This is a genomic window from Modestobacter lapidis (assembly GCF_054780755.1).
Genome location: NZ_BAAGVS010000016.1, coordinates 1 through 19,749, shown reverse-complemented (window position 1 = coordinate 19,749; position 19,749 = coordinate 1). Strand labels below are relative to the sequence as shown.

Here is a 19,749-nt window from a genome sequence, read left to right as displayed (position 1 = left end):
TCCACTCCCGGCACCTCTAACGTGCTTCCGATGTCGAAACGCTCGCACCGTCCGAAGAAGGCCGCTCGCCCCAAGGCAGGGCGCTCGAAGCCCGGCCGCTCGCCGAAGGGGTCAGGTTCACGCGCCTCGGCACGGCGGCAGCACGAGCCCGACCTGATGGGCACCATCGCAGCCGCGCTCGCCGCGGACGACCCGCTGCCCCTGCTGGGGATGGGGAGCGCGCTGCTGGCCGGGTTCGACGACCGTCCGTCGCTGGGCCCACCGAGCGAGCCCACGCTGCCGCCGCGGAACGAGGTGGTGCAGACCTTCTTCGACGTGCCACTGGTGGAGACCTCGGCTCTGCTGGCGGCGATCGCCGGGCTGGCCGGTGACGACATGCTGCGCCACCGGGTGCGCCGGGAGATCGGCTCCCGGGGCCATGCCCTGCCCCGGTGGCTGCTCGCGCTGGACGAGGCCGAGCCGGCGGACGGTGTGTTCGAGATGCGGCACGTGCTGGGTGACGGCGACACCATCGCGATCGGCGTCCGGCTGCCCGGTGGGCGGGAGTTCTGCGCGGCGGTCTACATCGACCACAACCTGGGCACCCTGGTGAAGGACGCCTACGTCGTCCCGGGTGGGCTGCCCGAGCTGCTCGACCTGATGCGCACCACTGCCGACGATCCGGACACGACGCTGACCGACCTGGATCCGGCCGATGCCCGGGCGCGGATCACCGAGGCGCTGGAGCTCACCGCCATCACGTTCCCGCCGATCGAGACCGACACCTGGCCGGCCTGCCGCCCCCTCGTCGAATGGGCGGTCGGGCTGCTGCCCGCCGGGGGCACGGGGTACGTACGGCCGGAGTGGACGGACGACGACAAGCAGGCGCTCACCGAACGCTTCTTCGCCTCGCCGTTCGGGGCCGGCCTGGACGACGCCGACCGGCGCGGGCTGCTGGAGTCGCTGTTGTGGTTCGGCACCGACTACGGGCCCGGCGATCCGCTCCGCTGGAGCCCGGTTGCCGTCGAGATCCTGCTGGCCGACTGGATCCCCCGCAAGATCGTCGCCGACGTGCCGTACCTGGCGCAGGCACCCGACCTGCTGCGGGCGTTCATCGGATTCAGCCACGCGGAGCGTGGGATCCGGGGTGAGCTCACCGACGAGACGCTGGCCGCGGTCGACGAGTACGAGCCGGAGTACCAGGCGACGATCCGGACGCCGCGACCGCAGGGCCCGGCGGCGCTGCTCGCCGCCATGGGCGCGCTGGATCCGGAGGGCCCGTGGCCGCCGGCGGACGACGTGCTGGGGACGTACGACCCGCGCGTGGACCTGGCCGAGGCCGTCGGTGGCCATCGGTCGCTCGAGGATCTCGACGGCGATCCGCTGCCGGACGAGCCGTTCAACTGGGACCTTGTTCCCGAGGACATCCGGCACCGAGTGGGAAAGGTGCTGGACCTGGTCGACCGCTGTTGCACCGAGGTGCTCGACGTCGAATTGCGGACCGCCTCCCGGCGGCTGCTCGCTCGGGTGGCTGCCACAGATCCGGAGCTCTTTCTTCGCCGGAGCCGGGCCGAGGGCACCGCCGCGGCGGTCTGCTGGATCGTCGCGACGGCCAACCACCTCTTCCGCGACCGACGACTCGCCGTCAAGCAGCTGACGGCCTGGTTCGGCATCGCGGGATCGCCATCGGCACCGGCCAAGGCGCTGCTGCAGGCGATCGGCGTCGACCCCGACGGCTACGCCTACGGCGACGGACATCTCGGGTCACCGGACTACCTGACCGGGGACCACCGGGCACGCATGGTCGCCGTCCGTGACCGGTACCAGCGGTAGGCACCGGCTCGGCTGACGGCGCCGGGGGAAGTCCGTCGGCTTCCGCCGCGACGGGGGTGGACCGAGGCCTGGCTGGTTTTCGCATAGTTTTGCATTACCCTGAGCGCTAAGGGCCCAGCAAAACTCGGAGGAAACTCGTGACCGTTGAGCCAAGGGTGGCCGAGGCGCTGCAGTTAGTGGAGGACGGCGCCACGGCTGCCTCGCTCGAATCGGCCAGGCTGGACTTCAAGACGGTCGGTCGGTCCCGCACTGACAGCGCGACCGACTTGGCGGAGGCCGCAGCCTGCTTCGCCAACGCTACCGGCGGCTGCGTCGTCGTTGGGGTGGCGGATCGCAAGGCGGGTCCCGCCGCCTTCGTGGGAACAGATCTGGATCCTGACCGCCTGCAGCGCCGCATCTACGAGGTGACCTCGCCTCCGCTGATCGTGACCGTTGAGGAGTTGCCCTGGGCCGGCCAGCGACTCCTGGCCATCACGGCGCCACGTAGCCCCGAAGTGCATCAGATCAAGGGGAAGGCCACCGAGCGCATCGGCACCGCGTGCGAGCCGATGTCCGCCGTGCGAATCGCCGCGGTGGTCGGCCAGCGGCGCGGCGATGACTGGTCCGCAGCCGACTCTGGCATTCCCCGGAACGCCATCGCTTCACGAACCGTCGACGAAGCGCGCGGCCTGCTCGCCGAGGCCGCCGACGCGGAACGGCGACGTTGGGCGGAACTGTCAGAACGGGACCTGCTGCGCCGGCTGGGACTGCTGACTCCCGCTGGCAGCCTGACCAACGCCGGCAATCTCCTCCTCGTCGCGGACGAGGCTCGCCCCCTGGTGTCGTACGTCCATCGACGTGCCCGCTCTGGGGAGCTGTCGACGAACCAGCAACTCACTGCTCCGGGCCTCACCGCCCTGCTGCGAACCTTCGAACTCATCGAGAACCGGGTCAACGGGACACCGGTCAACCTGCCCACCGGACAGCAGCTCTTCATCGCCGACCTGCCCGACCTCGCCGTGCGCGAGGCTGTCGTCAACGCGTTCATGCATCGTGACTACCAGGCCACCGGAATGGTGCAGATCGAGCATTCGAGTACGCGCCTCGCCGTCACCTCTCCCGGATCGTTCGTGCTGGGCGTGACACCCGAGAACATCCTCACGGTGAGCTCCCGACCGAGGAATCCTGCGCTGGCAGCGGTCATCCGCAAACTCGGGCTCGCCGAGACCGCCGGCGTCGGCGTGGATCGCATGTACGCCGAGATGGTCAAGGTCGGTCACCAGCCGCCCACATTCTCGGGGGACCAGCACCGCGTGAGCGTCACCCTGCAGGGAGGAGCACCGAACACCGCGGTGACCCGCTTCGCGGCGACTCTTCCGGAGGATCGGCGGTCCGACCCGGACACGCTGCTGGTAATGCTCGCGCTGCTGGGAAAGCGCAATGTCACGGCAACCGAATTGGTGCCGAGGCTGCAGAAGGACGACGGCGAGGTCGAGGCCATCCTCCTCGAGCTCACGACGCCGGCGATCGGCTTCATCGAGCGGACCCGTGAGTCGGCGCAGGCCCGTGCCGGCGTGTACCGCCTGCGCGACCACGCCATCGCAGCCCTCGGGCCTGCGGTCACCTACCGGCGGCGGGTGGGCGACGACACGGACCGCAAGGTCACCGAGATCGTCCGGGAGGCAGGTCAAGTCAACGGCCGGATGGTGCGCACGCTCGTGGACGTCGACACGCCAACGGCCTCGCGCATCCTGGCCGACCTGGTCGACCGGCAGATCCTCGTCAAGACGTCCCAAGCACAGCGCGGACCGTCCGTAACCTACGGCCCTGGCCCGCTGTTCCCCACGTCCCGCCCTCGACGGGCGAGGGCGAAGCGGGAACCCTCCGACGACTGAGCGGGCCCGCCGGTCGCTGACGAGGTGGCCGGCTCGTAGACCACGCGCGTCCTCGCTAGCGTGCGGCCATGGGGCCTGAGGACGCCGAGCCGTCCACCGTCCGGTGCACCGAGGCCGAGGCGCTCGCCAACGTCGCCGCCGTCCTTCGGCTCTGTCAGACCGGGAAAGTCAGGTGCAGTGCGACCACGCACCGCCCGTCGGCCGCTACGGTGCGTGCCGTCGCCGACGTCCTCATCGCCGGGGACTTCTACCCGGACGATGCCATCGCCGCCTTCGCCTGGCCGCTGCTGCTGCAGGCCGGCGGGCTGGCGCGGCTGGACGGCACCCGGCTCACCCTGACACCGCGGGGGCGATCGGCCCTCGGCCGGCCGGCCTCCGAGGTGGTGCGCGCCATCTGGGAGCGCTGGCCCCGTCACGCGCCGATCGACGAGTTCAGCCGGGTGGAGCAGGTCAAGGGGCAGAAGGCCGCTGCGGCGCTGAGCGCGGCCGGGCCGCGGCGGGCTGCTGCAGTCGCCGCACTGGAGCACTGCCCGCCCGGCGAATGGATCGGGGTGGACGCACTCTTCTCCGTGCTGCGCCGCACCGAGCCCCGGCTGACCATCGCCCGGTCGGAGCGTGGGCTGTGGAAGCTCTACATCGTCGATCCCGAGTACGGCAGCTTCGGCTATGCCGGGTACCACGACTGGCCGGTCCTGGAGGGCCGCTACGTGCTCACGGTCCTGTTCGAGTACGCCGCGACGCTGGGCCTGCTCGACGTGGAGTACGTGCCTCCGGCGCATGCCCGCGACGACTTCCGCGAGATGTGGGGTGCCGACTGGGTCGAGGCACTGAGCCGCTACGACGGGTTGCAGGCGGTCCGGCTGACCCCGCTCGGCGCCTACGCCGCCGGGCTGGCACCCACGTACGTCCCCGCTGCGCCGGCGGTTCCCGACCGCGGGTTGCAGGTGCTGGCGAACCTGGACGTCGTCGCCCTCGCCGATCTCCCGCCCGGCGACCGTCTGGTCCTCGACGCCTTCGCCACCCGCACGGCCGACCGGGTGTGGACGCTGTCCACGGCGAGCCTGCTGGCCGCCGTCGATGCGGGCCGGGCGCCCGGCGAGCTGGCCGCCTTCCTGGCCGAGCGTGCCGCGAACGGCGTGCCTCCGGTCGTCCGGACGCTGCTCGCCGACGTCGAGAACCGGGCCGGGCGGGTCCGCGACCTGGGTATGCACCGGGTCGTCGAGTGCGCCGACGCGCAGGTGGCGACCCTGCTGGCGGGGGACCGGACGCTGCGGGGCCTGTGCACACGGGTGGGCGAGCGGCACCTGGTGATCGCTGCCGCCGGCGAGGCCAAGGCCCGGGCCGCGCTGCTCAAGCTCGGCTACCCCCTCGGCCCGGCGACGGGCTGAGAGCGGCTGCGCGCACGGTGGCCCGGTACCACCATTGACAGGTGGTCATGATGCTCCGCCTCGACGAGCAGGAGTCCGAGGCCCTGCGGCGCAGGGCCGAGCTCGAGGGCCGATGATGCAGGAAGTTGCCCGGCAGGCGGCTCGTGACTACATCGAGGGCGCCAGCAAGCGCCAGCTTCTCGATCGGGCATTGGACGACGAGCTGCTCCACTACGCCGCGGCCCTCGAACGCCTCGGTCAGTGAGCTATCTCGACCGCGAAGACCGGCTGCACTCGCTGGCCCGCGACCAGGTGCTGGTGGACGGCGACGAGCGCTTCGCGCTCGCCGCGACCCCGTCGGGCACGCAACCTGGACGTGAGCAAGGGCGTCAGCCGCTGGCGACTCTGACGAGTGCCCGCCCGAGCGCTTCCATCGCCGCCCGCCGCGCGGCCGGGTCGGCCAGCGCGGGCATCGGCACGTGCACGTGGTGGGTCGCCGCGGAGGTGCGCTCGAGGCGGAAGTCCGGAAAGTCCCCGGTGAGCGCCACCGCGTCGTCCGGGTCGAGGCCGATAGACAGGGTCAGCGGCCTGGCGTACGCGGCGACCCGCTCGGTGCCGACCGGGCGCACCGCCACGTAGTGCGGCATCACCGTCAGCGTGAGCGGACGGGAGGCGCCCACGTCGTCCACCAGGCTCTGGATGTGCGTGTTCACGTTGGAGCCGGTCAGCTCACCGAACGTCCGGGCCGGCCCCGCATCGGTCACCGGTCGCTCAGCCCGGTTGCGGTCCTTGCGAACCGGGCGGACGCCGAGCACCTCGGTCAGGTCGCGGCTGTCGGCGGCGCGACAGTAGAGCTCGGCCGGCTTGCCCAGGACACCTGACCCAGGCTCCCGGCGGGCGAACTCGCCGGTGGGCCGGATCAGCCCCCTGCCGACCATGTACCGCCGAAAGGTGTCGATGGAGGGGCGGGCCTCCCCCGGTCCGGGCGGCGGCGCCACCGCGTCGTGCAGCGCCTGGAGCCCCTTCAGCGTGAACGCCTCCCCGAGCAGCTCCACCGGGTCGGGCTGCAGCGCGTAGTCCTGCCGCACCCGGTCGACCGCACGCCGGACGATCTCGTCGTGGTCGAACGGCTGCCCTCCCGCGTCCGCCACGGGCACGACCCGGAGGTCATTCCGGCTGGCCAGCACCGGGGCCACGTCGTCGGCGAGCAGCAGGACGACGTGCGCCACGGAGAGCACCCACCCCCGCTCGTCGCGCGCCGGGTCGTCGAAGACGTGCAGCTGCTGCGGCCGGGTGCCGCGCAGACCGACCTTCTCCTGGAGCGAGCGGAGCACGGCGTCCGCCAGCGTCTCCCCCTCGTGCAGGAACGTGCCCGGCAGCGCCCACTCCCCACCGTGCACGCCGCCCGCGGGACGCCGGTGCTGCAGGACGCCCAGCGCGGCGTCCGGCACGTCGACCACCAGGACGGCGGTGTCCACCGCCACGGACGGGCGCGGGTAGTCCGCCAGCGTCCGGTCGGACCGGTCCCGGTGGAGTTGCTCGGCGTGTTGATCGCTCACCCGGTTGACTGTACGGGCATGTTTGCGGTTTAGTCTCCTTAGTCGCAGAAGTGCTGCGAAGTCAGGAGGCCAGCATGTCGCTCTCCACTCCCCGGCTGCACGTCGGCTCGGGCACCACCCGCGGTCCGCTGACCGTCTTCCCGGTCTGGACCGATGCGCCGTCGTTGGGCTCGGCCCACCTGACCGGCGCCGACGCCCCGGTCGACGTCGCCGAGCGGGCCGGCTCCCCCGCCGTCGACCAGCTCGTGGTCACCAACCGCGGCGACCGGCCACTGCTGCTGCTCGCCGGCGAACTGCTCGAGGGCGGCATGCAGCACCGGGCGCTGACCGCCACGACGCTGCTCGCGCCGAACCGGCCGACGGTGCTGCCGGTGATCTGCGTCGAGCAGGGGCGCTGGCACGGCGACGTCGCGCACCGGCGGCGCAACCGCCGCGCGCCGCTGTCACTCCTCCCCCACCTGGAGCGGGACGGCGGTCAGTCGGAGGTGTGGCGCCGGGTCAGCCGCTTCGGCGCCGTCGCCGGGCCGTCCGCGACCGAGTCGCTGCTCGACCGGCTCGACGCATCCTCCCCGGAGAGCCGCCGGCTGACCGCCGGACTCCGCCCGCTGGCCGGGCAGCGCGGCCTGCTGGTCGGCATCGCGGGCCGCCCCGCCTGGCTGGAGCTGTTCGGCTCCGGCCGGGCGCTCACCGCGCACTGGGCCGGCCTGCTGGACGCCGCCACCCTCGACGCACTCGGCCGGCCCGCGGTGCGCACGCCGGCCGCGCTGGCCCGCGCCTTCGCCGAGCGGGTCGAGTCGACACCTCTCGCCCGAACCGGCAGCGCCGGCCTCGGTGCCCGCTGGCACGGCGGCGGCCGCATCCGGCTGGACGCCGTCCGCTGGCACGACCGCACGGCGCACCTGTCCGCCGTCGACCTCACCCACTCCCTGCAGGAGGCCTGATGACCCAGCCCATGCCCCGCGGCCACCGCGTCGCCGGCGCGCTGATCGGCACCAGGTGCGGTCATTCCGCCGGCGCCTCCAGCGGGAGCTCGTAGACCAGCGCTTCGGCCTCGTGCACGCCGCTGAACGTCACCGAGCCGTCGTCGAGGCCGGCGAGACGGTGGAGTGGGTCCGCGATGATCCGCACCTCCGGAGTGCCGGCGCCATCCTCCACGTTGGAGACCACGACCAGGAAGAAGTTCGGGTCGCGGGCCCGATCGATCTCCGACGCCTGCATCGAGACCGTGTTCGGCGCCGGGCCGCCGTGGACCTTCAGTTCGTAGAAGCGCTGGCTCGTGTCGGTGGCATCCGCTCCGACCAGCACCTGCTGACGCACGTCCTGCAGTTCTTCACCGCCGCCCTCCAGCAAGCGCCGCAGGATCTCCAGGCCGACGTCCTCGCGGTCCTTGTCCGTGTAGGACGCAGGTGGGGTCGCCTTTCCGCGGCCGGTCCCCCGCTTGCCGGCCGAGGGCTCGCGCAGCACGCTGCCGCCCTTCCCCCGCGCCGGCGCCGCACGGCCGTCCGGGTTCACGATCGTGCCCGCCGGCACAGCAGGCGACAGCTCAGACGGGTCGATGAGGACACGCGGCGGGAGGGCGCTCACCTCACGGGTGGTGACCCCGCTCTGGCGGCCCGGGGAGCGACGAGCCTGCGCCGGCGCGCCCCGCTCGCTCTCGATGTCACCCCGCAGGTGCAGCAAGGCCGCCGACCGCACGGTCGCCTCCTGCTCGGCCAGGACCATGGCCCGTCGACGCTCGCCGGCCTCGGCCCTCGACCACATCGCGGCCCACGCGTACGCGACCTTCCGGCGGTCACCGTCGAACAACGACGCGATGGCCCGGCCGCCGATGGCCCAGTCGGCGACGTCTTCGTCCTGGTGCACGTGCAGCAGGCAGGAGGAGGCATCCAGGTACGACCGAGCGCCCAGGACGACCTCCCCGGCGGGGAGACGGACCCGGAGGCGCAGGTCCTCGTGGCGCACGACCCGCAGGTCCGCGACCGTGGTCGCTGCGTCGGTTGCCGACGCGGCCAGCGCCGGGTCGTCGCGGGCCAACTCGTCCAGCAGCAAGGACAGTGCCGCTCGGGCGACGGCGCTCGCGGTCGCGTCCTCCGACGCAGCGTCACCGTCTGCGACCGAGAAGGCCTTCGCCGTCACCCGGGTGATGTTCAGTGCTTCGAAGAGGTGGCTGAACTGACGGACGTCCCCGCCCGGCACCCATACGGCAGCGTGCTCGGCGAGCGCCTCGGCGAGCATCGGGTCCTCGAGCGCGTAGACGGGGCGCTTTCCCGAGCGACCGCCGGAGGTCGCCACCGGCAGCCGCCGGAGGCCGGTCGGGGCGGAAGCCCCCTCGAGCAGCCCGTCCAGCAGCCGGAGGGTCTCGAGCTCCACCGTCTCGTCGCCCGGCCGCCGGACCCGCCCGCCGATCTCCCGTAACACGGCCGCGCAGTCCTCCACGGCCGGACGGCGGACCTCCAGCTCCTTCCACAGCCGTTCGAGCGAAGCATCGAAGGGCGCGAACGACCGGAACGAGCCGAAGACCGGGGGGCCGGAGAAGACCTGGGCCGGGGTCCGCCACCCCTGGTCGGTCAGGACCAGGCCGGCGCCCGCCGCGAACGTGCGCCGGAGCGCGGTCGTGGCGACGTCCATCCGCCGCCGCCGGTTCGGCGTGAGCCAGTCGGCGAGGATCTGGTACATCGGATAGGCCTGCGCCGCGGCCTCGCCCCAGGCTTCGGCACTGCCCTCGACCGTGACGGCGGGCGCGGTGTCCCGGATCGACCGCAGGACGTCGACCACGTCACTGACCCGGGGGTCCCCGGTGATGCCCAGAGCGGCGACGACGTCCTCCCGCAGCCCGGCGACGAGCGCCCGATCGACGTAGTGCCCGTCGCTTCCGTAGACGACCCGGTTGGCCGGGCTGGGCAGCACCAGCTCGCGGGGCGCCCGAGGCCGTCCCTTCGTGTCGGGCAGCCACGCCTCATCGCGGAGCCGCGCCAGCCACCAGGACGTGACGGTGGCGCCCACCGGGTTCCACTGGTGGTGAGCCAGGACGACGGGAGCCTGCGCCCGTGGGGCGTACATCCGGTCCCAGCCGCGCTGCAGGGTGGCGAGCAGCGCCGCGGCCCTTCTCCGCCGCTGCTCCGAGGACCGATCGCTGCTGATGGCGGCGAGCACGCGGTCCAGGTCGGGACTCACGGTGTCCTCGAGCACGTGAGTCCACTCGCCGGGAACGTGGCGCACCTCGTCGCGACGGGTGGGGGTCGCGTCGTACGCGTGGACGGAGACGCCCGTGCGACGGTCGGTGTTGTACTTGCGCTCGCCCGCCGGGTGATCCGCCAGCCGCGGTACCCGCTCGACGCCGAGCAGCGTGAAGAAGCGTTGCGCGCCCAGTCCGGACCGGCCCGCCTCGGAGCGCAGCACCTGCCCGTACCGGCTGGCCGCCCACCACAGGTCCGGCGTCTTCCGCGCCGCGACCGGCCATCCGTCGGGGTCCCGGTCGATCGAGCGCGGTTGGTAACAGCTGCCCGCCGGGCGGGCCGCGCGGACCGGCTGCTCGGCCTCGTCCCACGACTCGGCGTCGATGACCAGGACGGCACCGATGTCGTGCCCGTGCGCCTCCTGCTGGCCGATGGCGAGGGTGGCGTAGAGATCGCGGAAGGCCACGAGCTCGGGATCACCGAGCGGCAGCGATCCCGGGCGGGCCCTTGCGACGCGGCTGATCGCCAGCGCTGCCGGCTCGGGCGCGGCGACGTAGGCGCCGAGCCCCTCGAGCCAGCGGACGACGGACCGGGCTTCGTCCCCATCACCCGAGTAGGCGGCGTGGACGCGGTGGACGAGGCCGGCCCGGTCGAGCAGCGACTCGGGCGCGTCGGCGGCCAGCAGCACCCTCGGGTCGTCGCCGGGCAACGGTGGCCGAACGCAGCGACCATCCCTCAGCACGACACATGGCGTGGCCGCCAGTGCGTCCGCCGCACCGCCCGCGATGGCGCTGGCGGACATGTCGATGAACCACTGCGGCGTCCGATGGTCCACCGCGGTACCGGTCATGAGGTGCAGCGCGGCCTGGATCTCGATGGCCGCGCCGACGCGCAGCTCCCTGAGCACGCTCCACCAGCGGGCGTCCGCCGAGCGGGCGTCGCGCTCGAGCACCACCCGGTCGGGCGCCAGCGTGCGGACGTCGTCGTCACTCACCAGGTCCTGCAACGCCGGGTCGGGATAGGCCAGCTGGTCGAGGGGCACCGGGCGCTCCGCGACGCGGACCGCGGAACGGGAAGTCAGGGCCGCCCGGCCGCGGACGATCAGCGCGTCGTGCAACGCGTCCGCCAGCCAGGGGTCTCCCGGACAGCTGACCTCCGCCTCCAGCGGGACGGCCTGCCACGCCGTGCTCGGTCGAGTGCGCAGCAGATCGTCGGCGACGGCGGCCCAGAACTGCGCCAGCAGGTCGATGACCGCCCGGTTCCAGGCGGTGTTCCGGACGTGCCCGCGAGCGGCATCCGGATCGAGCTGGGCGTTCATCGACCAGGGCAGGCCGGTGGCGACCAGCGGCAGGCCGGCGTGCACGAGGCCGGTGACCGGCGACGGGTGGAGCGGAACCGCCAGCGAGAGAGGCGTGGTGGCGCCGGTCTTCTTCCGCGCCCGGAAGACGTTGCGCGGAACGGGGAGCTCGGCGTCGTAGCGGATCCAGCGCGCGCCGGAGGCCGGGTCGCTGACCTCGCTGACGAGCACCGGGAGCTCGCCGTCGGAGACCGTCAACGACCGCGTGCGCGAGGCCGTTCGGGCCAGGGACAGGGCCAGCGGCTCGTCGCCCCCTGATGGATCGATGAGCTGGACCTCGCGGACCGACCCGAGGAACAGCAGCGCAGCGCTGCCCCAGGTGGTCAGCCAGTCGCGAATGGTGGCGGAGGACAGCTGGACGCCGGGCCGCACCGGAACGACCACCATGGTGGCGGGTCGGTCCGGGTCGGCGTCGTACAGACCTGGCAGCGGCTCGGCGGCCGGGATGGGGCGGAGCCGGCCGTTCACGAGCTCCGCGTGGTACGGCGCGCAGTGGATCTCGAGGGAGTCCCCGATGCTGCGCAGCGTGCTGAGCCCGATGCCGAAGCGACCGGTGGTCCGGGCGTCGTCCCGCTTGGTGGAGACCCACGGCAGGACCATGGCCAGCAGGTGTTCCAGCTGGAGGCGGCCCCCGTCGTGCACGACCACCAGGCGCGGCGCGGACACCCCGTCGACCAGGCCGATGCGGACGGTCGAGGCCTGCTGGTCGTCGGCGTTCTGGACGACTTCAGCCAGCCCCTGCAGCGGGTCGGGGTTCAGCGCCTCGGCGGCGTCCCGGCCGCCGGAGACGCTGTCCCGGATCTTGGCCGGGAGGTCCGCCATCAGCCGGCCGAGTTCGGCGATGGCTGCGGTCGCGAAGGCCGGCGTGTACCGGTCGCGCACCGGCCGGGCGTTCATGGCGTCCCGCGCCGCCTGCTGCCCGGCCTGGGCATCCGGGTCGGCGGGCGGCTCTGCCTCCCGCCCAGCGAACTGCGTCAACTGATCGACGGTCACGACACGTCCCGGGCCATCTCGACCAGCCGGCACAGCGCGTTCACCCGGCGCACCTGCTCGGGGTGGCGCACGGGCGCGTCGAGCAGCTCCGGGCTCATCACCACGACGGTGAGCGCCTGCGCCCGGGAGACGGCGACGTTGAGCCGGTGCAGGTCGTAGAGGAACGAGATCCCACGTGGCGCGTCGTCGGCGCTCGTGCTCGTCATCGAGTAGATGACCACCGGCGCCTGCTGGCCCTGGAACTTGTCGACGGTTCCGATCCGCGCACCGCCCGGCAACCGGTCCTGGATCAGACCGACCTGGTTGTTGTAGGGGGCGACGACCAGGACGTCGTCGACGCCGATGGGCTGCACCGTTCCGCTGCGGTCGACCCAGCCGACGCCTTGGAGCGAGCGCCAGAGGTCGGCGACGACGTCGGCCTCCTCCGGGCTCTGCGCGGCAGCGGCCCGCCGGTGGTCGACGCAGCGCACGGCGAGGCCGCTGCCGCTGACGGCTCCCCCCTCGAGCACCGTGACGCGTTCCAGCCCGGCCGCTGACGCCAACCGGCCCTCGTAGGCGAGGTCGGAGACGAATGCGGTGAGCGCCGGGTGCATCCGGTAGGTCCGGTCGAGGAAGATCCCGCGGTCGGCGGGGATCGTCGCGGCGCCGTCCAGCAGGTGTTCCAGCACCGACACCCCGGAGCTGCCGGGGTGCGTTGCCTGGGTCGGCTGCGCCAGCTGCTGCGGGTCGCCGAGCAGCACGAGCGCCTTGGCGCCCCGAGCCACCGCGACGGCGTTGGCGAGGGAGAACTGTCCGGCCTCGTCGACGACGAGGACGTCCACGGCCTCCGCCACACCCGGCAGGGACCAGAACCACGCGGTACCGCCGACCAGGTTGTCCATGCCGGTGCGCAACGCGTCAGCGACGACGTTCGACTTCTTGGACCAGCGCACCAGCGGCCCCCCGCAGTGCTGGTCCTCCTCGCACTTGTGCAGCGCGGGGCGGCCGACCTCATCGAGGAGGTTGCCGATGACCGCGTGGGAGTTCGCGGTGACGCCGACCTTCTTGCCCGCATCGAGGAGCCGTCGGATCAGCTCAGCGCCGGCCCTGGTCTTGCCACTGCCCGGAGGCCCCTGGACCGCGAGCACCTCGCAGTCCAGCGAGAGGCCGAGCCGGATGATCGCCTCCGTCGTGGTCTCACCGTGGCGCAGCACCGTGCCTACCGGGACACGTCGCTCGAGCAGAGCGATGCCCAGGCAGTCGTTGCCCGCAAGTGCGTCTTCACCCGTGTCGCGGATCGCCTGCCGGATGCCCTCGGTGCCCAGCGGCCCTCCCGGCCCGAGTCCGCGGGACGGCGACGGCACCTTCGTGCTCTTGAGGACGAGGCGGCCGGTGACCGGGTCCAGGTCGAAGACCGTTCCGACGACGTCGTGGCTGTCGACGTCCCGGGCCTCACCGTCGATCTTGAGCCGGGTGTCCTGCGGCGGGAACGTGTACTCGTACAGCCGGCTCCTCTTCTCCGGGCCCATGTCGACGGGTTCGGAGAGCCCGCCGAGCGGGCTGGCGTCCTCGAGCAGTTCGTCGTCCTCGAGGTCCTCGAGGCGGAACACCTCCCACCACGTGGGGCGGGCCTCGCGGCGGTGCCACTGCACCAGGTCGGCGAGCATGCCGGTGACCGGCGTGCCGGCGGCCTGCAGCCGCGAGACGAGGTCCAACTCGACGGCCTCCGCATCGCTGACCGTGCCGACCGGGGTATCAGCGGGCACCTCCGGCCGCGGCTGAGGTCCGAAGGCGGCCTCGAGGTCGTCGCGCTGTTCCTCCAACCACACGTGGAGGTCGTAGGTGGAGTCGACGTCGTCCTTGTTGTACGACTCGATCGAGTCGAGGAGCGCCTGGTCCCGACTGACGATCCAGCGCTCGTAGGCCAGCACGCTGCCCATCGCGTCGGCGACCGTGCCGTCGTGCTCCCGGCCGTAGAAGGCCTCGACCTTCTTGATCGAGTACGACTCCTTGCTGATCCGCATCGACTGGCGGACGACGGGATAGAGGTCGACGAACCTTTCCCCGCGTAGCAGCTGGTCGAGCTCCGCCTCGCGGACGCCGTAGCGGCCGGTCAACTTCTTGAGCGCGGTCACCTCGTAGGGCGCGTAGTGGTAGACGTGCATCCCGGGTTGCTGTTTCCAGGCGTCGATGAGCCGGTCGACGAGGTCGGCGACGAGCTGCTTCTCCGCCCCGCGGCTGTGTGCCCATAGCGGGGTGAAGGTGCCGGCCACGTCGCGGATGCCGGCGAGGTACTCGAGGCTCTCGCCGTCGCCGAAGTAGGGGTCGCCCTCGAAGTCCAGGTACAGGTCGCCCGGGTTCGGAGGTGGGAGTCGCAGCAGGCCCTTGCCCTCGGCAGGAGCGAGCAGCGTGCGGGACGGCTCGCCGGTCTGCCGTTCCTTGACCTGTTCCTGTGCCTGCTCGTGCAGCCGGGTGCGCGCCACCGCACCGATGCCGGACTGCGTCAACGCGTGCTGGCTTGCGCCGGCCAGCTGCTCGACGGTGCTGATGCCGGCGTCGCGCAGGGCGTCCCGGTGGTCTCGGCGCATCCCGGCGACCAGCGAGAGGTCGTCGCCGTCGCGGAGCTCGTCATCGCACCGCTCCGCCCAGCGGCACTGGGTGCAGTGGGCGATGGGCACTGGCGCGGTGGCCGGGACGGCGTCGATGAAGCGCTGCAGGCGCCGCCGGGCCCGACGAGCGTAGGCGCTGACGTCGACCAGCCGCCACGGCCGCTCGGCGCCGTCGCCGGTGACCACGGAGATCCGTTCCGGTGCGCGGCCCTGCAGCGTCTCGAGCCGGTCGGCGTAGGTCGCCATCTGGAGGAGGGCGGCGACCTTCATCCGGCGGGCGAGCTTGGTGTCGGCGATCTCGTAGGACCAGCTGCCCAGCGCGGAGGGTTGTTCGACCCGGAGCAGGAAGTCCGCCTGACCGCCCCACGCGCCGTCGAAGAAGGTGCCCTGGTAGACGACGTCCACCCCGGAGCGCATGGCGGCGACGGTGGCCGCCTCGGCCGCGCGCCGCCCCTCGGCGTCGAACGCGGTGGGGATGGTGGTGATCGACTTCCCGGCGGCCTCCAGGGCCGCAAGGTAGTGGTCTTCATGTGCTCGGCCGAGGGCGAAGATCAGCTCGAGTTCCTCGTCGGGCCCCGCCGCCGGAGCGGCCAGCCGGCCGTCGGCGACGTCGAGGTCGAGCCGGGTGAGGTGCGGGCACTCCTGGTGCCGGGTCAGGTCGGTGGGGCTGAGCACGAGCCGCCCGTCGATGCGCTGCACGTCGCCGCCTCAGCCGGCCGAGCCGGTGAACTCAGCCAACTGCTCGTCCGCGGCCGCGGTGAGCATGGCGAGCGCCTGGACCAACTCTGCGGGCAACACGTCGGGAGTGACCGACCCGTACCTGTAGATGAAGTCCGGGTCGTAGTGGTTGTACGACTTCTTGCCCGTGTACGCCGTGATGTGGTCGGGCAGCGCATCGCTCAGCCGGTGCGAGCCAAACCACTCCCCCAGGTGCTTGTCGGCGGCATCCTCGCGGGCCTTCTTCAACGCGGGGCCCTTTCCGCGCAGTTCTGGATGCTCCAGCAGTGCCACGAGGCGCAAATGATGCCCCTGCAGCTGCCACCCCAGGTGGGTGCAGCCGAGTTCTGGTACGTCGCTTGGCGCGGTGAAGCGAGCCGCCAAGGGCTGCCCGTTCGTCCAGCCGGCCTCGAACCAGCCCCCTTTCTCGCCGGGAGACTGCTGGGCAGCACTTTGCACCAGCCCGATATTGCGGATCTTGAGCACCAGGTCGCGGACACCTGCCTGACGCAGCTCCCGCTGGGTCGCCGGGTCGACGTAGTACGGCTCGTCGTCGTGTCCGTGTAGTCCTGCAGCGTCGACGAGGTCCGCCAGCAGCGACGCCAAGCGCGCGTACTCGCTGATGAAGTCGGCATCGAACCCACGCGTCAGCGCGGCCGCGACGTCACGCAGCGCGGCCGAGAGTTGCCGGTAGTCCACCCGCCGCCATGGCGTGGGCAGCGAAGCAACGGGCGGGAGCAGGCTGAGCAGAACGAAGCTCGACCGGCCCTCGCGCCGGGGTTCCTGCTTGAGGACATCGGCGTAGTAGCGCTTGAGCTGCGCCATGTCGGGAAGCGCGGTGACCTTGTTTTCGAGAATGAGCCCGTCGCCCTCGGATCCGGAGTCGACTGCAAGGTCCAGGTGCCGCCACTCGCGCCAGATGCCGTACTTCTCCACCGCGGGAAAGCCGAAGAGCTCCGCGAGTGGTGCCGCCGCCCGCGCGTGGGTGCGCAACGCCCAGGCAAGGACGTTGCTGTGGAACAGCTCCATGCCCATGCCGGACGCGCGGTACAGCGGGTTGTCCCCGAGTTCGGTGACGACAGGCTCAACTCGAGCCCAGAGTGGATGCGACATGTGACCCCCGTGGTGGTGCGCCGTCAGACGCGCGACGACCGTCGCACGACCCTGGTGTGACATGGAGAACCCACGCCGCGCTTTCACTCTGCGGAGCTACTCGAACGGGCGCTGCACAGCGGGCTAGGAATGTCGCCAGTTGGGTTTGCGAGCTGAGTTGCTTACCTGGGTTCGGTCACGGTCCGACTACGTTCAGCACATGGGGGATGTGCGCACGGGAATCTACGAGCACCTGGTGACGACGGAATTCGCAGATCAGCTCGCGACGACCGACGCATCGCTTGTGCAGCTCGCGGTGCTCGATCCGGGTGAAGCACACGAGGCCCTTACTCGACACGTCACGGGGCTGGTCAGCCGCGCGCTGCGCATCGCCGGCGGTGACGATCAGGCTGGCGTGGCCCGGCAAGTCGACCTCGCCAACAGCATCATCAAGGCGGTTGGCGCGCTCGCCCCCACGGCTGCCGCCGACGACGGGGTCGCCGAACCTGGGCGATCCGTGCTCGCGGTGGTCGATCGGCCCGCCGTCCCGGGGCCGATCGTCTTCCCCGAGCGACCCGAGGTGCCGCTGTCCGCCAGCGCCTTGTTGGTCAACGGCCGCGGCCAGCCACGCATCGGCCATGAGGTCAACCGCGAGCTGGCGTCGGCCGATCGGGTCGACCTGCTGTGCGCGTTCATCAAGTGGCAGGGCTTGCGCATCTTGGAGAAGGGCCTCGCGGACCTCCGCCGGCGCGGCGGCAAGCTCCGCGTCATCACGACGACCTACATCGGCGCCACCGACCAACGAGCCCTCGACCGGCTCGCCGAACTCGGAGCCGAGGTGAAGATTTCCTACGAGACCAGGACTACGCGACTGCACGCCAAGGCGTGGCTCTTCCACCGCGCCACCGGGCTGTCGACCGGCTACGTCGGTTCCTCGAACCTGTCCGCTCCTGCCCTGACCGACGGGCTGGAATGGAACGTCCGGCTCTCGAACGTGGAGCAATCGCATTTGCTCGAGACGTTCTCCGACACGTTCGAGAGCTACTGGCAGGACCCGTCGTTCGAGGCGTACGACCCAGACCGGGACGGCGACCGGCTGCGGCAGGCGCTGAGCGCGGAGCGGGGCACCAGCAAGGACCTGCCGCTCGAGATATCGACGCTCGACGTCCGGCCGTTCGGCTACCAGCAGGAAATTCTCGACGAGCTCGACGCCGAGCGGACCATCCACGACCGCTGGCGGAACCTCGTCGTCATGGCCACCGGGACGGGCAAGACGGTCGTCTCAGCGCTCGACTATCGACGCCTCCGCTCCGCCGGCACCGTTGAGACGGTCTTGTTCGTCGCGCATCGCAAAGAGCTGCTGATCCAGAGCCGGTCAACCTTCCGGCACGTGCTCCGGCGCGGCGACTTTGGCGAACTCTTGGTGGACGGCGAGCGCCCGCGCGAGTGGCGGCACGTCTTCGCTTCGGTCCAGTCCCTAGCCCAACTGAACCTGGCGGAGCTCGATCCGACGAGCTTCGACCTGGTCATCGTCGACGAGTTCCACCACGCCATGGCCGCGACGTACCGCCGGCTGCTGGAGCATTTGCAGCCCAAGGTGCTCCTCGGCCTGACGGCGACCCCGGAACGAACCGATGGCGCTGACGTCCGGAGCTGGTTCGACGGCCGCACGGCCGTCGAACTGCGACTCTGGGAAGCGCTCGACCAGGGCCTACTGGCGCCGTTCCAGTACTTCGGCATCCACGACGACGTCGCGCTGGAGCGGCTGCAGTGGAAGCGCGGCCGTGGCTACGACCTCACCGAGCTCAGCAACGTCTACACCGGTGATGACCACCGCGTGCGGCTCATCCTGCAGGCCGTCACGGACAAGATCGACGACCCGCGCCGCATGCGTGCACTGGGGTTCTGCGTGAGCATCCAGCACGCCCAGTTCATGGCCCAGCGGTTCACCGAAGCCGGCATCCCGAGCCTTGCCATCACGTCGCTGACCGGGGGCGAGGAACGGGCGGCGGCGCTGGCGGGGCTTCGCGACGGCACGGTGAACGTCCTGTTCACCGTCGACCTGTTCAACGAGGGCATCGACCTGCCCGCCGTCGACACGGTGCTGTTCCTCCGGCCGACCGAGAGCGCGACGGTGTTCCTGCAGCAGCTCGGCCGGGGGTTGCGCCTGTCCGAGGGCAAGGCGTGCCTGACGGTGCTCGACTTCATCGGCGCCCAGCACCAGGAGTTCCGCTTCGATCTGCGCTTTCGCGCCATCACCGGGGCGTCGCGCAAGGGGCTCCAGCGGGAGGTCGAGCAAGAGTTCCCGACGCTGCCAGCCGGCTGTCACATTGAGCTGGACCGAGTAGCTCAGCGCATCGTGCTGGACAACATCAGGCAGTCGCTCACCGTCTCCTGGAAGGGGCTGGTCAGCGAGGCGAAGGCCCAGGACGGACCGAGCATGGCCGCCTTCCTGGAGGAGACCGGCGTCGAGGTCGAGGACCTCTACCGCGGCAACGGACGCACCTGGCTGGACCTGAAGAGAGCGGCTGGTTGGGACGACGGCGAGCCGGGTCCGGACGACAAGGCGCTGGGACTCGCCTTCGGGCGCATGCTGCACATCGACGACCTGGAGCGGCTGCGGTTCATCCGCGCCCTCGCCGACAGCGCCCGAGGCGGTGTCGAGGTGACCGAACGCGTGCGTCGGATGGCTGCGATGCTGCACTTCTCGCTCTACGGCGCACGGACGCCGTTCAGCAGTGTCGAGGCGACTCTGTCGCGACTGCTTGCCAATCCCGGGCGCTCGCAAGAGTTGACGGAGTTGACCGGCGTGCTGCAGGACCGTATCCATCGCGTGGCGCCAGCGTTGGAGGTGGCCGGTCCCCGACCGTTGCACGTCCACGCGCGCTACAGCAGGGACGAAGCGCTGGCGGCGTTCGGGCGAGCCGACCTGAACGGCACGTGGGGCTCGGGCGTTCGTTGGGTGCCGGGTGACCAGGCCGACGTCTTCTTCGTGACGCTGGTCAAGACCGAGGCGCACTTCTCCCCCACCACTATGTATGCCGACCACGCCATCTCGCCGACGCTGTTCCAGTGGGAGTCGCAGAACGCAACGGCCGAGAAGTCGGCAACGGGTCAGCGCTATGTCCACCACCGAGACCTGGGGACATCGGTGCACCTGTTCGTCCGCGAGACAAAGACGGCGGATGGAACGCTCGGGACGCCACCGTACTTG

The 19,749-nt window shown here is 71.5% G+C and carries 10 protein-coding genes; 6 read left to right on the top strand and 4 right to left on the bottom strand.

Annotated features, from left to right (window positions below; genetic code table 11):
- Positions 1-156: 156 nt before the first annotated feature.
- The 4 genes from ACYVG5_RS15065 to ACYVG5_RS15050 all read left to right on the top strand — a co-directional run bounded on the left by ACYVG5_RS15065 (position 157) and on the right by ACYVG5_RS15050 (position 5,318).
- Positions 157-1,812: a DUF6398 domain-containing protein gene (locus tag ACYVG5_RS15065; RefSeq protein WP_460683307.1), complete on the top strand. Its 1,656-nt coding sequence runs from the start codon at positions 157-159 to the stop codon at positions 1,810-1,812.
- A gap of 155 nt (positions 1,813-1,967) precedes the next feature.
- Positions 1,968-3,686, top strand: a complete 1,719-nt coding sequence (locus tag ACYVG5_RS15060; RefSeq protein WP_222050594.1) for an ATP-binding protein — start codon at positions 1,968-1,970, stop codon at positions 3,684-3,686.
- Positions 3,687-3,754: 68 nt separating this feature from the next.
- Positions 3,755-5,074 (top strand): helicase-associated domain-containing protein, encoded by a 1,320-nt coding sequence (locus ACYVG5_RS15055; RefSeq protein ID WP_222050593.1) that lies wholly within the window; start codon positions 3,755-3,757, stop codon positions 5,072-5,074.
- 112 nt (positions 5,075-5,186) lie between these two features.
- Positions 5,187-5,318 carry a hypothetical protein gene (locus ACYVG5_RS15050; RefSeq protein WP_460683306.1) on the top strand — a complete coding sequence of 44 codons (132 nt, stop codon included), beginning with the start codon at positions 5,187-5,189 and terminating at the stop codon, positions 5,316-5,318.
- Between the two features lie 124 nt (positions 5,319-5,442).
- Here the strand turns inward: ACYVG5_RS15050 and ACYVG5_RS15045 are convergent, their stop codons facing one another.
- Complete coding sequence (locus ACYVG5_RS15045) at positions 5,443-6,612, bottom strand: NUDIX hydrolase (protein WP_222050592.1); 1,170 nt, start codon at positions 6,610-6,612, stop codon at positions 5,443-5,445.
- A 74-nt stretch (positions 6,613-6,686) separates the two neighbouring features.
- Between ACYVG5_RS15045 and ACYVG5_RS15040 the strand changes: the two genes are divergently transcribed.
- Positions 6,687-7,553: an ARPP-1 family domain-containing protein gene (locus ACYVG5_RS15040; protein ID WP_222050591.1), complete on the top strand. Its 867-nt coding sequence runs from the start codon at positions 6,687-6,689 to the stop codon at positions 7,551-7,553.
- 61 nt (positions 7,554-7,614) lie between these two features.
- Here ACYVG5_RS15040 and ACYVG5_RS15035 read toward each other — a convergent pair whose 3' ends face one another.
- Genes ACYVG5_RS15035 through ACYVG5_RS15025 form a run of 3 tightly spaced genes read right to left on the bottom strand, consistent with a single transcriptional unit; the run spans position 7,615 to position 16,556 of the window.
- Complete coding sequence (locus ACYVG5_RS15035; protein ID WP_460683305.1) at positions 7,615-12,123, bottom strand: sacsin N-terminal ATP-binding-like domain-containing protein; 4,509 nt, start codon at positions 12,121-12,123, stop codon at positions 7,615-7,617.
- Between the two features lie 11 nt (positions 12,124-12,134).
- A complete protein-coding gene (locus ACYVG5_RS15030) occupies positions 12,135-15,425 on the bottom strand; it encodes a TM0106 family RecB-like putative nuclease (protein ID WP_222050589.1) in 3,291 nt (1,096 codons plus the stop codon).
- A gap of 9 nt (positions 15,426-15,434) precedes the next feature.
- Positions 15,435-16,556 (bottom strand): PD-(D/E)XK nuclease family protein, encoded by a 1,122-nt coding sequence (locus ACYVG5_RS15025; RefSeq protein ID WP_222050588.1) that lies wholly within the window; start codon positions 16,554-16,556, stop codon positions 15,435-15,437.
- A 199-nt stretch (positions 16,557-16,755) separates the two neighbouring features.
- Here ACYVG5_RS15025 and ACYVG5_RS15020 point away from each other — a divergent pair.
- On the top strand, positions 16,756-19,749 hold a 2,994-nt coding region (locus ACYVG5_RS15020), incomplete at its 3' end, for a DUF3427 domain-containing protein (RefSeq protein WP_460683304.1).

Bases quoted from the DNA above. Each gene is read 5' to 3' on its own strand.
- ACYVG5_RS15065 (WP_460683307.1), top strand. From the start codon at position 157: ATGGGCACCATCGCAGCCGCGCTCGCCGCGGACGACCCGCTGCCCCTG.
- ACYVG5_RS15055 (WP_222050593.1), top strand. From the start codon at position 3,755: ATGGGGCCTGAGGACGCCGAGCCGTCCACCGTCCGGTGCACCGAGGCC.
- ACYVG5_RS15050 (WP_460683306.1), top strand. From the start codon at position 5,187: ATGATGCAGGAAGTTGCCCGGCAGGCGGCTCGTGACTACATCGAGGGC.
- ACYVG5_RS15040 (WP_222050591.1), top strand. From the start codon at position 6,687: ATGTCGCTCTCCACTCCCCGGCTGCACGTCGGCTCGGGCACCACCCGC.
- ACYVG5_RS15025 (WP_222050588.1), bottom strand. From the start codon at position 16,556: ATGTCGCATCCACTCTGGGCTCGAGTTGAGCCTGTCGTCACCGAACTC.